This is a genomic window from Propioniciclava sp., from assembly GCF_047602245.1.
In the GTDB taxonomy this organism is placed as follows: Bacteria; Actinomycetota; Actinomycetes; order Propionibacteriales; family Propionibacteriaceae; genus Propioniciclava.
The window spans coordinates 2,338,539-2,352,214 of the sequence record NZ_JASGHT010000001.1 but is presented as its reverse complement, the minus strand read 5'-3'; the positions used below and the strand labels follow the sequence as shown (position 1 = coordinate 2,352,214).

Sequence of the window (13,676 nt, the reverse complement as noted above, 5' to 3'; positions counted from 1 at the left end):
TCGTCGATGCGCTCTCAGGGACGGCGGGCGGTCTCCGGCATCCGCCAGTAGGCGACCGCGGAGACCAGGCACAGCACGACGATCGCCGTCTCGAAAAGCCAGAACACGCCGGCGCTCAGCGTCCAGGTCGCCATCACCGGCGCCAGGCCGCCGAACAAGGCGACGGCGATGCCGTACGGCAACGAGATGCCGGCGGTGCGCACCTCGGGCGGGAACTGCTCGGCCATCACCGCGGCCAGCGAGCCACCGTCAGCCGGCCATCAGCACGCAACTCACCGAGGCCGCGACCAGCGCGCTCGACAAGGTGGTGGTGACGGTGGCGAGCAGCGGCACGAAGCTCACCGCGGAGCCGAGCGCGAAGAACAACAAGACGGGGCGGCGTCCGAACCGGTCGGAGAGCGTGCCGGCCACCGGCTGCAGAACGGTGAACAAGGCCAGGCCCACCATCGCGGCCACCTGGGCGTCGCGCAGTTCGATGCCGGTCTTGAACTGCAGGATCGTCGGCAGCGCCACCATCCAGAACTGGGCCAACGCGGTGCCCGCGCAGATCATCGCGATGACGAGCAGCACCGCGCGCGGATGCTCGCGCAGCACCGACCGCAGCGGGGCGCGCTCGAGGCGTCCCTGATCGCGGGCTTGGGTGAAGGCCGCCGTGTCGGGCACCGCGATCCTCAGCCACAGCCCGATCAGGCCGAGGACGGCGCCGAGCCCGAACGCAATCCGCCAACCCCAGGTACCGACGAATTCGGGCGGAAACACCGTGAACATGATCGAGGCGACGGCCGAAGCCAGCAAGGTGCCCGCGCCCACCGACACCTGTTGCCACGACCCCGCCCAGGCGCGGTGGCCGGGCGCGGCGTTCTCGACGAGGAACGCCGCCGAGGTGCCGAATTCGCCACCGGCCGAGAATCCCTGCACGCAGCGGGCGACCACGAGCAGGACCGGCGCGAGAATGCCGACCTGGTCATAGGTGGGCAGCACCGCGATCATGGCGGAGGCGCCGGCCATCAGCAAAATGGTCAGCGTCATGCCCGCGCGGCGTCCGTGCCGGTCGGCATACGAGCCGAGGATCGCCCCGCCGAGCGGGCGGAAGAAGAACCCGACCGCGAACACGGCGAGCGCCGACAGCGTCCGGGCCGCGGCATCGCCTTGCGGGAAGAACGCGGAGGCGAAGAAGGGAACGAAGAAGCCGTAGACCGACCAGTCGAACCACTCCACGAGGTTGCCGACCGTGCCGGCGAACAGGGACTGACGCCGCTGCCGTTCCACCGTAATCGTGGCGCTGATGATGAGACCTCCTGCTTCCCGAACCTGAGTCAGGGTAGCCGTCCGGGCTGTGTGACGATACCCCTCCGGGTCCGGACGCCGTGGCCGGCGGCCGCGCGGCGGTCGGCAGACCCGCCCGGGCGACGCCCCTCACCCTTGCGCGGCCAAGCCGGCGACGGCCCGGCGATCCACCTTTCCGGTGCGGCCCACCGGCAACGCGCCGACATGGACGACGCCGCGGGGGCGCGCGGCGGGGGGCAGTTGCGCGGTCGCAGCCCTCACCTCAGCCGGCGTGGCGGACGCCGTGCCGACCGCCACCACCCGCTGCCCCCACTCGTCATCAGGGACGCCGACGACGACCCATTCGCCGCCCAGCACCGCGAGCGCGGCCTCGACCTCGTGCGGGTTGACGTTCACTCCCCCGGAGATGATCACATCGTCGGCGCGGCCGCGGACGATCAGCCGCCCCTGGCCGCGCCAGGCGCCGAGGTCGTGGGTGGCGAGCAGCCGGCGTCCGTCGCGGATGACGAACGGCTGCTCGGCGGTGTCGAGATAGCGGGTGGCGAGGGTTGGCCCGGCGAGATGGATCAGTCCGTCGATCAGCTCGATCTCGACGCCGTCGAGCGGGACGCCGTCGTAGACGCACCCGCCGCAGGTCTCGGTGGCGCCGTAGCTGGTGACGATCCGGACGCCGGCGTCCGTGGCGCGGGCGGCCAGGCCGGGCGCGAGCGCGGCACCGCCGACGAGCACGGCGTCGAACCCGGCGAGGGCGCGCGGGGCGGCGTCCAGTGCACGGTGCAGTTGGGTGGGAACCAGCGAAAGGTAGTGCCGGACGCCCGGATCGAGGGCCGCCGCACACCGCGCGAACAAGGCAGCATCGAACCCTCCGCCGGGCGCGAACACGACAGGCCGGACGCCGGCGAGCACGCTGCGCAACACCACCTGGAACCCAGCCACCCCGTGCACGGGCAGCGAGGTCACCCACTGCCCGGGCCCGCCGAGCCGGGTCAGCGTGGCCCGCGCGGACGCCACCAGCGCATCCCACGACAACCCGACGAGCCGCCCATGCCCATCGGTGCTTCCGGAGGTGCGGATGATCACGTCCACCCCGTCGAGCGGCTGCGTGATCCGCCCCCGGGACGCCTCGAACTCGGCGCCGTCGGTGGCCATCAGTAAGGGAACCTCGGAACACTCCCCGTCTTGAAGCTCGCCCAGGCGGCGGGCCAGCCGCGCCTCGAGCGCGTCGTAGAGCCGCGCGACGGCGTCCGCCCCGGTGCCACCCGGGCCGTAGGAAAGTTGCACCTTCGCCCTATCCACCGAGCACCCAGGAGCCGAATCGCTTGCGGTCCATGGTCTTGAAATAGCCGAGCTTCAAGGCCCGCTCGGCGCTATCACGCTGGGTCGAGAAGAAGTCTCGTTCCGACACCGAAAGCCCGACGGTTTCGATCTTCTTGCGAACCAGCGTCAGGGTGCAGCACAGGTCGGCAGCCTGGAAAAGGCTGTACTCCGACGGCATGACCTTGCGAACCTCGACGGTGCTCAGATGAGCATTGAAGACACTGTTGACGAGGTTGGTCAGTTCCTTCTGGCCGTTGTCGTAGTAGATGACGATACGGTCCCAGGACTGGAAGAAGACGTAGTTGTCCCGAATAAAGGCTCCGAGCTCGCGGGACATGATGCTGACCAGCGCATCCGCGTCACCGACTTCCTTCTTCGTGAACACCCACGAGTGGTGGCTGATGTTGGCGATACGGACGAAGTCGACGAGGACACGGAAGATGGAACGACGCTCCCGAACGTCGAGCCACCGATAGTCGTGCTCGCGGCGGATCAGCGGCCCGGTGTGGATGCCGTGACTGGCAGACAGGCCCCGAACGACGAGTGCCTGGTGGATCTTGTCGAGATGGCTTGTGATGTCGTCGCTCTGGTCGTGGAAGACGAGGCTGATGACGTAGTACGGCGAGTGGGCCTCAACCGGGCCGAAGTCACCCGACTCGTCGATGAAGATGCTCAGTTCACGCAACGGGCAGTCCTGACAAACGACTTGAGGCGGGCTACACCCGCCTCAAGGTTGCGGCGAGGGATGTCCTCGCCTAAAGGGTGGACCAGGGCCTTGCGGCCAGCCCAGTTCCACCAGGCTAGCACGCTGTTTAGGCGTAAGGCAGGCAGCCAAACAGCAGTTTGCCCCCGGTGGACGACAGGCGGTGGGCATGCCCGCTGCGATCGAGTGGGCTGAATTCCCGCCTCTCGACAGAGCGGTTCTCAGAAGTAGTAAGGGTACGGCGACCAATCAGGATCGCGACGCTCGACGAACGCGTCGCGGCCCTCCTGGGCCTCCTCGGTCATGTAGGCGAGCCGGGTCGCCTCGCCGGCGAAGACCTGCTGGCCGGCGAGGCCGTCGTCGGCGAGGTTGAAGGCGAACTTGAGCATCCGGATCGCCTGCGGGGACTTGGTGGCGATGATCCGGGCGTACTCGAGGGCGAGGTTCTCGATCTGGTCGTGGTCGGCGACCTCGTTGACCACACCCCAGCGTTCGGCGTCCTCGGCGGAGTATTCGCGCGCGAGCAGGAAGATCTCGCGGGCACGCTTGTCACCGATCTGGCGCGACAGCAGCGCCGAGCCGTAGCCGGCGTCGAAGGAGCCGACGTTGGCGTCGGTCTGCATGAACCGCGCATGCTGCCGGGAGGCGATCGACAGATCGCAGGTCACGTTGAGCGAATGCCCGCCCCCGGCGGCCCAGCCGCTGACCACCGCGACCACCACCTTGGGCATGGTCCGGATCAGGCGTTGCACCTCGAGGATGTGCAGGCGTCCGGCCCGCGCCGGGTCGATCTGCTCCCGCCGCGTCGCCGGGTCGGCGAGGGCGTCGGCACCCTCGGTCTCGTAGCGGTACCCGTCGCGGCCACGAATCCGCTGGTCGCCGCCGGAGCAGAACGCCCAGCCGCCGTCCTTGGGCGAGGGACCGTTGCCGGTCAGGATCACCGTGCCGACGTCGGAGGTCATCCGGGCGTGATCGAGCGCGCGGTACAACTCGTCCACGGTGAGCGGGCGGAAGGCGTTGCGCACCTCGGGACGGTTGAACGCGACCCGGACGCAGCCGAGGTCGTTCCCGGCGGCGTCGATCGCGCGGTGGTAGGTGATGTCGGTGAAATCGAAGCCTTCGACGACGCGCCAGCGGGCCGGATCGAACGGGTTGTCCATGGTCCTTGAGGATAGCGAGGTGAGCATTTCGCTTCACTGAATGCACGCTCACTCATCACGGCTAGGGGTGACGCAGGCGCCGGTCCCGTTGAGTGAAGCAATTTACTCTCTTCGGACGCCACACCGCTCCCGATATCGTGGGGGCCATGAGCGAGAGCCCACGTGACCGGCACCTGCGCATCGGCCATCCGCAGCGCGACCACGCCCTCGACATCCTGCGCAGCGCGGCCGCCGATGGACGCCTGGAGTTCGACGAGCTTGAGCACCGCACCACCCGCGCGCTGGCCGCGGTCACCCGGGCCGATCTGGCCGAGGTGCTCCACGATCTCGTGCCCTCGGCCGAGCTCGACAACGAACTCGGCGCAGGCGTCCCCATCGGCGAGGGTCCGGGCTACTCGTGGGACGATCCCCTTCTGCTGCGCGGCGACCAACAGCCGGTCCGGGTCGGCGGGCCGTGGGTGGCGCCCCCGTTCATCGAGGTCGTGTGCGGGTGGCGCAGTTCGCTCATCGACTTCACCCAGTCGCACCCGACCTCGCCGGTGATCGACATCGTCATCGGCGGGCAGTGGGGCGGGTTGACGATCATCATCCCCGACGGCTGGGGCGCCGACCTGCAAGGGATTCAAGCCGACGGTTCCTCGTACACGACCAGTTCTGTTCCCACCCGGCCCCGGCGCGGGCTGACCCGCCTGGTCGTCCGCGGCCGCAGCACCGGCGGTGTCGCGGTGCGGACACCGACCGCTCGCGATCTGCGCCGGGCGGCATCCGGCAAGCTCCGTCCGCCCGCCGAGCAGGTCGCACTGCCCCCGGCGTCACCGACGCCGTAGCGTACGCTGGCTGTCCGTGACGATCACTGGCACGGAACTGCGGACCACCGCGCGCCCGGCCCTCGGATTCTCAGCGACGCACCACTCCCGATCGCCGGTGGCGCGGCCATGATCGCCGTCTATTCGGTTCCGTTGCGCGAACGCTTCCGCGGCATCACCGTGCGTGATGGGGTGCTGTTGCGCGGCCCGGCCGGGTGGGGCGAGTTCTCCCCGTTCTGGGACTACGACGACGCCACCTGCGTGCCCTGGCTGCGCGCCGCCGTCGAGATGGCGACCGCACCCTACACCGCGCCGGTGCGCGGCGAGGTGGCCGTGAACGCGACCGTTCCCGCGGTCGCCCCCGAGCGCGCGGCCGCGATCGTGGCGGCGTCCGGGTGCGGCACGGTGAAGGTCAAGGTCGCCGAGCCGGGCCAATCGCTCGCCGACGACCTCGACCGGGTGGCAGCCGTCCGCGCCGCCCTCGGGCCGCACGGATCGATCCGGGTGGACGCCAACGGCGCCTGGCCGGTCGAGGACGCCGTGGCCGCGCTCACCGCGCTCGACCGGGCCGCCGGCGGCCTGGAATACGCCGAACAGCCGTGCCGCAGCGTCGAAGAGCTGGCGGCCGTCCGGCGCCGGGTGAGGGTGCCGATCGCCGCCGACGAGTCGATCCGGCGGGCGTCCGATCCGCTCGCGGTGGTGCGCGCGCACGCGGCCGACGTGATCGTGATGAAGGTCCAGCCGCTCGGCGGCGTGCGCGCCTGCCTGGAGCTGGCCGAAGAGGTGGCCCTGCCGATCACCGTCTCCTCGGCCCTGGACAGTTCGGTCGGCCTGGCCGCCGGCGTCGCGCTGGCCGCCGCCCTGCCGGGCACCCCGAACGCGTCCGGGCTGGCCACCGGAACCCTGCTGGCCGGCGACGTCACCCGCGCGCCCCTGGTGCCCGCCGACGGTGCGCTGCCGGTGCGCCGGGTGGACGCCGACGCCATCCCGCTCGCGTCCGCCGAGGTGGACGCCCGCTGGCGCGCCCGCCTCGGCCGGGTGGCCGCCCTCGCCGGGATCGACCTGAACCAGGCGCTGTCGTGACCGCCACCGCGATGGCCCGCGCGCTGGTGACCGAGCTCGCCGCCGCAGGGGTCGGCGACGTCGTGCTCGCGGCCGGTTCACGCTCGGCGCCGCTCGCCTACGCGGTGGCGGACGCCGAACGCGCCGGCTGGCTGCGCGCGCACGTGCGGATCGACGAACGCAGCGCGGGTTTCCTCGCGCTGGGGCTGGCGAAGGCGTGGCAGCATCGCGGCGAACCGCGCCCGGTGGCGGTGGTGACGACCTCGGGAACGGCCGTCGCCAACCTGCACCCGGCGGTGCTGGAAGCCTCGCACGCTCCCCTGCCGCTGCTGGTCATCTCGACCGACCGGCCGCACGAATGGCACGGCACCGGCGCGAACCAGACCACCGCACAGGCCGGGATCTTCGGCTCCGCCGTTCGGCTGGCGGGCGAGTTGCCGGCGCGGGCAAACCCGGCCGCCGCCCGCGGGCAGGTCACCCGGCTGGTCGCGGCCGCGCTCGGCACGCTGACCCGCGACCCGGGACCGGCGCATCTCAACGTCGCCTTCGGCGAACCGCTCACCCCCGAGGGGCGCTGGGAGTGTGGGGCGCCGCCCACACCGATCGCGGTGGCCGCGACTCCTCCGAGACCCTCGTTCACGCTGCCGGCCGGCGTGCGCACGCTCGCCGTCGCCGGCGACGGCGCGGGTACGGAGGCCGCCCGCCTGGCCCGGGAGGCGGGCTGGCCGCTGCTGGCCGAACCATCCTCGGGGGCGCGGATCAGTGCGGAATCGGTGGTGGGTTACCTCGATATGCTCGGCCGGGGGTTGGCCGATGATGCCGAACGGATCGTGGTTTTCGGGCATCCGACCTTGTCGCGACCCATCACCTCGCTGCTCGGCCGACGCGACGCCGAGATCATCGTGCTCTCACCCACCGCCCGGTGGACCGACGTCACCGGTGCCGCCTCGGCGGTGGTGCCCGTGGTCGACGTGAGCCGACCTGCTGCGTCTGATCTCGCCTGGCGCGAACGCTGGCGCGAGGCCGCCGCTGCGCCGGGCTCGGCTCCGAAGCCGATCGAACGCGCCGCGTCGGCGATCTGGGCGACCGATGAGATGCTGTTCCTCGGGTCGTCGAATGCCGTGCGCGCCTTCGATGCGGTCGCACCCGGCACACCACGCGGAGCCCGCGTGCTCGCCAACCGGGGACTGGCCGGCATCGACGGGCTGATCGCGACCGCGCGCGGTCTCGCCACCGGGCTCGGCGAGCCCGTGCGCCTGGTGCTCGGTGACCTGTCCTTCGTGCACGACCTCGGCTCGCTGGTGCGCGGCGACCACGAGCCGGAGGTGGATCTGCAGGTGATCGTGCTCGACGATCACGGCGGCGGCATCTTCGGCACGCTCGAACATCGCCACGCCCCCGACGAGGTGTTCAACCGCTTCTTCGCCACGCCGCAGCACCTCGACATCGCCGCGGCGTCCCGCGGACTCGGCCTGCGCGCGGCACGGGTGAACGTCAACGATCTGCCTGCCGCGCTCGCCGCACCGGTGCGCGGCACCTCGGTACTCGTGGTCGGCCTCCCCCCGGCCACCCGCGCATAGACGCCCTCGGCGCGACCCCTCCGGACGCTCGTCAGCACTGACCGCGCGGTCAGCCATCAAGGTCGTAGCGCAGAGGCGCCCTCGGCCCCCTCTGTGGGCGCCCCGCCGACACCACACGACGAGAACTTCGACACTCTCCGGCACACCGCCGGGCAGTTGCGCGCCCTCGGGTGGTCGATTTCTATGTCCAGATCGGGACCACCTCGCGAAACCCCTAGTGGCGAAGGGTCGCTCTCAATCTGGACATAGAAATCGACCACGGCACCGCGACAGCCCTCGGCCCCGGCACACCGAACGACTCGCCACGACGCCGAGCGGAGCGGTGCCGCCCACCCTCGGACGGCGTGAACCCGCTGAACGAGGAGGCGCGGCTTGCAGTTGCGCGCCCGCGAAGCGCGGCATTGGGTCGCCGTGGCCGGCCTCGGCCCCGGGAACAACCAACCCGACGAACCGAAACCGCATCGAGCGCCCGTGATCATGACCCAGGCACCCCTCCTTGTGCTACTGTATTACTGACTTAATACAGGAGGACATGATGGACTTCGACGCGGGGCAGCCGATCTGGCTCCAGTTGGTCCGCGAGTTCACGCGCCTGATCGCCACCGGGGACTGGCCCGCGGGGCAGCGGGTTCCCAGCGTGCGCGAACTCGCCGCCGAACTGGGCGTCAACCCCAACACCGTGCAGCGCGCACTAGCCGAACTCGAACGCACCCGGCTCGCCGTCGCCGAGCGCACCGCCGGCCGCTTCGTCACCACCGACACGACCCTGATCACCGACGCCCAGCTCGGCCTCGCCCAGGCCGCCGCCGACGCCTACATCACCCAGGCCCACGGGCTGCGCCTCACCCAGGACGCCGCCGTCACCTTGATCGCCCAGCGCTGGAATCTGGGCACCGACAACCCCACCGCTCCCACCAAGGAGGACCGATGAGCACCACGCCCGCCCTCGAGATCCGCAACCTCACCCGCCGGTACGGCACCGTCGCCGCATTGGACGACCTCAGCCTCACCCTGGAACCAGGCCGCATCGTGGCCCTGTTCGGCGAGAACGGTTCGGGCAAGACCACCTTGCTGAAGGTGATCAGCGGCCTGCTCGCCGAGTACACCGGCGAGGTGCTCGTGCACGGGCACCGCCCCGGCCCCGAGTCGAAGGCGATGGTCTCGTTCCTGCCCGACCAGAGCTTCCTGCCCGACACCATCTCCGCCGCGACCGCGGTCGAGATGTTCAGCGACTTCTTCGCCGACTTCGACGCCGCCCGCGCGACCACCCTCATCGCCGACCTCGGCGTCGACGCCACCCGCAAACTCAAGACGCTGTCGAAGGGACAACGGGAGAAGGTCCAGCTCGCCCTCGCGATGAGCCGCCGGGCCCGGATCTACCTGCTGGACGAGCCCATCTCGGGTGTCGACCCGGCCGCCCGCGAGGTGATCCTCAACACGATCCTCGCCCAGTACGACCCGGATGCCCTGGTGGTGATCTCCACCCATCTGATCGCCGACATCGAGGCCGTCGCGGACGCCGCCGTGTTCCTGCGGGGCGGCCGGGTGCTGATGGCCGGCGACGCCGACGATCTGCGCGCCAGCCATGGCCAGAGCCTCGACCAACTGTTCCGCACCGCCTACCAGACCACCAGGAGCTGATCATGTACGCCGCACTCCTCAAGCACGAAGCCCGCCTCCAGACCCGGCCCCTGCTGGCCTATCTGGGCATCGCGTTGGCCGTCTTCGCCGGCGGCATGGCGCTCGCCCTGCTCCGCATCCCGGCGGTGTCGCAGATCGGGGCGCTCGCCACGATCAGCGCCTGCGTTTTCCTGGCGCTCAGCGTGCCGGCTGGGGTCCTGATGCGCTACTACACCTCCATGTACGGCCGCGAGGGCTACCTGACCCACGCGATCCCGGCCAAGCACACCACCTTGTACGCGGCGAAGTTCACCTGGGCGCTCGCGGTGTGGCTGATCGCGCTCGTGGTCGCGATCGGGATGGGCGTGGGCTTCTTCGTGGCCCAGACGGTGGCCTACGGCGGCACCGTGGCGGACGCCTGGACGAGCCTCACCGAGGCCCTCGCCGGGCTCGGCACCGCGCCCACGATCGCGCTGGTCGGCTGGTGCCTGATCGGGGTGGTCATCTATGTCGCGCAGTTCGGCTGGATCGTCACCTTCGGTATGGAGGACCGCTTCCGCGCGCTCGGCGTCGGCGGCCCGGTGCTGGTGTGGTTCGCGAGCTACCTGGTCCTGCAGGTGCTGACCATCGTCGCGATCCTGCTGATTCCGCTCGGCGTCAGCCTCGATCTCAGCGAGTTGGTGTTCACCACCTTCGCCAGCGAACTCCCCAAGGCGTTCGCCAATGAGGATCCGTCCTTCATCCCGCTGGGCTGGCTTCCCCTGCTGCTCGCGACGCTGCCGGTCTACGTGGTCTGGACGCTGCGCTCGCTCAAGAAGCACACCTCGCTGCGCTGAACCACGACGGGCGGGCCAGCGCGATCACGGCGGGCCGTCACACCCCGTCGCCGGCCAGGCCGGCGAGGTCGGCGGCCAGCGCGTCGGCGTCCGCATCATCGAGATCGTGGACGGTGAGCCGCAGGTGGTGCGACGGGCCGCCGGAGGCGTCCAGCCGGAACTCGCCGCCGGTGCGGACCAGCCAGCCCCGCTTCCTCAGCCGCACCCCGGCCTCCTCAGCGGGAACGGGAACCGGCACCCACAGATTGATCCCATCGCCCGCCGCGGCTTCCAGGCCGTGGCGGGCGAGCCGCGCCGCGAAGGCCCGGTTCCGTTCGGCGTAGTGGACGCCCGCACGCTCGATCGCGGCACGGGCCCCGGGGTCGGCGAGCAGGGCGTGCGCGGTGCGCTGCAGCAGATGGCTGACCCAGGTGGTGCCGGGACTGAGCCGCATCGCCAGCCGGGACGCCGTCTCGGCGTCCGAGGCCACCAATGCCACGCAGATATCAGGACCGATGAACTTCGACACCGACCGCACCAGCGCCCAGCGCCGGTGCCCGGGCGCGACGATCGAGCGGAACGGACGCCGCGACAGCAGCGAGTAGTAGTCGTCCTCGATCACCAGCACGTAGGGGTGGCCGGCGAGCACCGCGCGCAGTTCGCCGGCGCGGCGTGCGCTGAGCGAGACGCCGGTCGGGTTCTGCGCCCGCGGGGTGCAGATCACCGCGCGGACGCCGTGGGCGAGCGCCGCCTTCAGCCCGTCGACGGTCATTCCCTCCTCATCGACCGGCACCGCGACGGCACGATAGCCACCCAGGCGGGCGAGGTGAATGCTGGCCAGGAAGCAGGGATCCTCCAGGGCGACGGCGTCGTCGCGGGTGAGCGCCTGGGCGAGCAGGCGTTCGACGGCGTCCACGGCCCCGCTGGTCACGGTCAGCCGGAAGCCGGCGGGCACGTCGGGCGCGAACCAGTCGCGCGCCCAGGCTTCGAGGCCGGCGTCGATCACCGGCTCGCCGTAGAGCACCGGACGCCCCACCGCGGCCCGCAGCGCCGGCCCCACGTCGGGGATCAACGAAGCCGACGGATTGCCGGTGCCGACATCGCGCACAACCGCGGCGGCCGCCCCGGGCGCGCCATCGCCGGTCTCGCCGCCGGGGCGGCCGCCTTGGCACGCCGCCCCCTCCTGGGGAACTGGCCGGTGCCCGGCGATCCGGGTTCCGGCCCGCCCCTGCCCGATCACCGCGCCGGAACGGGCCAGCAGCCCGTAGGCCGCGACGACGGTGTTCCGGTTCACGTCGAGTTTCTGGGCGAGCGCTCGCACCGAGGGCAGCGCATCTCCGGGCACCAGGACACCGGCCTCGATGAGGTCGCGCACGCTGTCGGCGATCTCGGCGGCGGTGCTGCCCGTGATCGCCGGTCCCGCGAGGTCTGCCACGAGCGCGAGTCTACGGGGGCGACCCACCACCCGTGCTAAGTTTTGGCCTAGGTCAAAACGAGAACGGGCGAAGGGCGTCCGAGCGAAGGAGACATGATGAGCACCACCACCGGCACCGACCGGGTGAAGCGCGGTCTGGCCGACATGCTGAAGGGCGGCGTGATCATGGACGTCGTCACCCCCGAACAGGCTCGCATCGCCGAGGACGCCGGCGCGGTGGCCGTGATGGCGCTGGAGCGCGTCCCGGCCGACATCCGCGCCCAGGGCGGTGTGGCGCGGATGAGCGATCCCGACCTGATCGAGGCGATCATCGCCGAGGTATCGATCCCGGTGATGGCGAAGGCGCGCATCGGGCACTTCGTCGAGGCGCAGGTGCTGCAGGCGCTCAAGGTCGACTACATCGACGAGTCCGAGGTGCTCTCGCCGGCCGACTACGTCCATCACATCGACAAGTGGCGCTTCACGGTGCCGTTCGTGTGCGGCGCAACCAACCTCGGCGAGGCGCTACGCCGGATCAACGAGGGCGCGGCGATGATCCGCTCCAAGGGCGAGGCGGGCACCGGCGACGTGTCCGAGGCGACCAAGCATCTGCGCACCATCACCGCCGGCATCAACGCGCTGCGCTCGATGACCAAGGACGAGTTGTACGTCGCCGCCAAGGAGTTGCAGGCGCCCTACGACCTGGTCGTCGAGGTCGCCGAGAGCGGACGCCTGCCCGTCGTGCTGTTCACCGCGGGCGGCGTGGCCACCCCGGCGGACGCCGCGATGATGATGCAGTTGGGTGCCGACGGCGTGTTCGTCGGCTCGGGCATCTTCAAGTCGGGCGGGCCGGCCAAGCGGGCCGCCGCGATCGTGAAGGCGACCACGTTCTACGACGATCCGGCGGTGATCGCCGAGGTGTCGCGCGGGCTGGGCGAGGCGATGGTCGGCATCAGCGTCGCCGACGTGCCCGCACCGCACCGGCTCGCCGAGCGCGGGTGGTGAGCGGGCCACACGCCGGCGTCCTGGCTGAGGCGAGGTCCGGCCCGGCGAGTGGGCCGCGCGTCGGCGTCCTGGCCCTGCAGGGGGACGTCCGCGAGCACGCGGGCCTCCTGTCGGGCCTGGGGGCGCGGGTCACGCGGGTGCGGCGCCCGGACGATCTGGCCGTGATCGACGGCCTGGTGCTGCCGGGCGGCGAGTCGACGGTGATCGACAAGCTCGCCCGCCTCTACGGTTTGCGCGATCCGATCCGGGACGCGATCGCCGCGGGCCTACCGGTGTTCGGCACCTGCGCGGGGCTGATCCTGCTCGCCGACCGGATCGTGGGCGCGATCGAGGGCCAGCAGACGTTCGGCGGCCTCGACGTCACCGTGCGCCGCAACGCGTTCGGCGGCCAGGTCGACTCCTTCGAGACCGATCTCGACGTGCCGGCCCTCGGCGCGCCGCCGGTGCACGCGGCGTTCATCCGGGCGCCGCTGATCGACCAGGTCGGCCCGGACGCCCTCGCGCTCGCCGCGCTCCCAGACGGGCGGGTGGTCGCGGTCGAACAGGGCGCCCTGATCGGCACGTCGTTCCATCCCGAGGTGACCGGCGAAGCGCGTTTTCACCGCCGTTTCCTCGATCACGTCATCGCACGAAGCTGACGCAGTGATGGACGCCGGGACGATCGGGCCGCTCCCCTTCGAATACTGGGAGGGAATCGCAACTCCGCCCGGGGAGGCAGTCCGGCCACGCAGCCGGTGTTGATCACGCCCGTCCGCGGTCAGCACGTTCGCCGGGGTGGGCGGTGCACAACGTACTGCTCAATCCCTGCCGAGCGTCAAGAACATCAGTCCGACTGGTGTTTTCCCGATCCTGACCAGATTGAACAGTACGTTTTATCCCGATCCGGAAACCAGCCACCGGGCCTACG

At 71.0% G+C, this 13,676-nt stretch carries 14 protein-coding genes; 8 read left to right on the top strand and 6 right to left on the bottom strand.

Annotated features, from left to right (window positions below):
- Positions 1-14 precede the first annotated feature (14 nt).
- The 5 genes from QM708_RS11205 to QM708_RS11185 all read right to left on the bottom strand — a co-directional run bounded on the left by QM708_RS11205 (position 15) and on the right by QM708_RS11185 (position 4,467).
- Complete coding sequence (locus tag QM708_RS11205) at positions 15-227, bottom strand: hypothetical protein (RefSeq protein WP_415108245.1); 213 nt, start codon at positions 225-227, stop codon at positions 15-17.
- Between the two features lie 22 nt (positions 228-249).
- Entirely contained in the window at positions 250-1,269 is a 1,020-nt protein-coding gene (locus QM708_RS11200; protein ID WP_415108242.1) for an MFS transporter, read from the bottom strand.
- A 147-nt stretch (positions 1,270-1,416) separates the two neighbouring features.
- A complete protein-coding gene (locus QM708_RS11195; RefSeq protein ID WP_415108239.1) occupies positions 1,417-2,568 on the bottom strand; it encodes an AMP-binding protein in 1,152 nt (383 codons plus the stop codon).
- A gap of 7 nt (positions 2,569-2,575) precedes the next feature.
- Entirely contained in the window at positions 2,576-3,289 is a 714-nt protein-coding gene (locus QM708_RS11190; RefSeq protein ID WP_415108236.1) for a DUF3800 domain-containing protein, read from the bottom strand.
- Between the two features lie 239 nt (positions 3,290-3,528).
- Positions 3,529-4,467 carry a 1,4-dihydroxy-2-naphthoyl-CoA synthase gene (locus tag QM708_RS11185; protein ID WP_415108233.1) on the bottom strand — a complete coding sequence of 313 codons (939 nt, stop codon included), beginning with the start codon at positions 4,465-4,467 and terminating at the stop codon, positions 3,529-3,531.
- Positions 4,468-4,613: 146 nt separating this feature from the next.
- On the opposite strand from QM708_RS11185, the gene QM708_RS11180 reads away from it, so the two are divergent.
- The 6 genes from QM708_RS11180 to QM708_RS11155 all read left to right on the top strand — a co-directional run bounded on the left by QM708_RS11180 (position 4,614) and on the right by QM708_RS11155 (position 10,371).
- The gene (locus tag QM708_RS11180; protein WP_415108230.1) at positions 4,614-5,294 is read left to right on the top strand and encodes a DUF1707 SHOCT-like domain-containing protein; all 681 of its coding nucleotides are present in this window, start codon (positions 4,614-4,616) and stop codon (positions 5,292-5,294) included.
- Between the two features lie 108 nt (positions 5,295-5,402).
- Positions 5,403-6,356, top strand: coding sequence for an o-succinylbenzoate synthase (locus tag QM708_RS11175; protein WP_415108227.1), 954 nt, complete (start codon positions 5,403-5,405; stop codon positions 6,354-6,356).
- Positions 6,357-6,367: 11 nt separating this feature from the next.
- Positions 6,368-7,915, top strand: coding sequence for a 2-succinyl-5-enolpyruvyl-6-hydroxy-3-cyclohexene-1-carboxylic-acid synthase (menD, locus tag QM708_RS11170; protein WP_415111395.1), 1,548 nt, complete (start codon positions 6,368-6,370; stop codon positions 7,913-7,915).
- A 535-nt stretch (positions 7,916-8,450) separates the two neighbouring features.
- Complete coding sequence (locus tag QM708_RS11165; RefSeq protein WP_415108224.1) at positions 8,451-8,846, top strand: GntR family transcriptional regulator; 396 nt, start codon at positions 8,451-8,453, stop codon at positions 8,844-8,846.
- Positions 8,843-9,556, top strand: a complete 714-nt coding sequence (locus QM708_RS11160; RefSeq protein WP_415108221.1) for an ABC transporter ATP-binding protein — start codon at positions 8,843-8,845, stop codon at positions 9,554-9,556. The genes QM708_RS11165 and QM708_RS11160 overlap by 4 nt, the downstream gene beginning before the upstream one ends.
- A 2-nt stretch (positions 9,557-9,558) precedes the next feature.
- On the top strand, positions 9,559-10,371 hold the full coding sequence (locus QM708_RS11155) for a hypothetical protein (RefSeq protein WP_415108218.1): 813 nt from the start codon (positions 9,559-9,561) through the stop codon (positions 10,369-10,371).
- 37 nt (positions 10,372-10,408) lie between these two features.
- Here the strand turns inward: QM708_RS11155 and QM708_RS11150 are convergent, their stop codons facing one another.
- Entirely contained in the window at positions 10,409-11,785 is a 1,377-nt protein-coding gene (locus QM708_RS11150) for an aminotransferase class I/II-fold pyridoxal phosphate-dependent enzyme (protein ID WP_415108215.1), read from the bottom strand.
- A gap of 93 nt (positions 11,786-11,878) precedes the next feature.
- Between QM708_RS11150 and pdxS the strand changes: the two genes are divergently transcribed.
- Together pdxS and pdxT are read left to right on the top strand one after the other, a co-directional pair.
- Positions 11,879-12,769, top strand: a complete 891-nt coding sequence (gene pdxS, locus QM708_RS11145; protein WP_415108212.1) for a pyridoxal 5'-phosphate synthase lyase subunit PdxS — start codon at positions 11,879-11,881, stop codon at positions 12,767-12,769.
- Positions 12,766-13,407, top strand: coding sequence for a pyridoxal 5'-phosphate synthase glutaminase subunit PdxT (pdxT, locus tag QM708_RS11140; protein WP_415108209.1), 642 nt, complete (start codon positions 12,766-12,768; stop codon positions 13,405-13,407). The genes pdxS and pdxT overlap by 4 nt, the downstream gene beginning before the upstream one ends.
- The last annotated feature ends 269 nt before the right edge of the window (positions 13,408-13,676 follow it).

Bases quoted from the DNA above. Each gene is read 5' to 3' on its own strand.
- pdxS (WP_415108212.1), top strand. From the start codon at position 11,879: ATGATGAGCACCACCACCGGCACCGACCGGGTGAAGCGCGGTCTGGCC.
- QM708_RS11175 (WP_415108227.1), top strand. From the start codon at position 5,403: ATGATCGCCGTCTATTCGGTTCCGTTGCGCGAACGCTTCCGCGGCATC.
- QM708_RS11205 (WP_415108245.1), bottom strand. From the start codon at position 227: ATGGCCGAGCAGTTCCCGCCCGAGGTGCGCACCGCCGGCATCTCGTTG.
- QM708_RS11155 (WP_415108218.1), top strand. From the start codon at position 9,559: ATGTACGCCGCACTCCTCAAGCACGAAGCCCGCCTCCAGACCCGGCCC.
- QM708_RS11180 (WP_415108230.1), top strand. From the start codon at position 4,614: ATGAGCGAGAGCCCACGTGACCGGCACCTGCGCATCGGCCATCCGCAG.
- menD (WP_415111395.1), top strand. From the start codon at position 6,368: ATGGCCCGCGCGCTGGTGACCGAGCTCGCCGCCGCAGGGGTCGGCGAC.
- QM708_RS11160 (WP_415108221.1), top strand. From the start codon at position 8,843: ATGAGCACCACGCCCGCCCTCGAGATCCGCAACCTCACCCGCCGGTAC.
- QM708_RS11165 (WP_415108224.1), top strand. From the start codon at position 8,451: ATGGACTTCGACGCGGGGCAGCCGATCTGGCTCCAGTTGGTCCGCGAG.
- QM708_RS11185 (WP_415108233.1), bottom strand. From the start codon at position 4,467: ATGGACAACCCGTTCGATCCGGCCCGCTGGCGCGTCGTCGAAGGCTTC.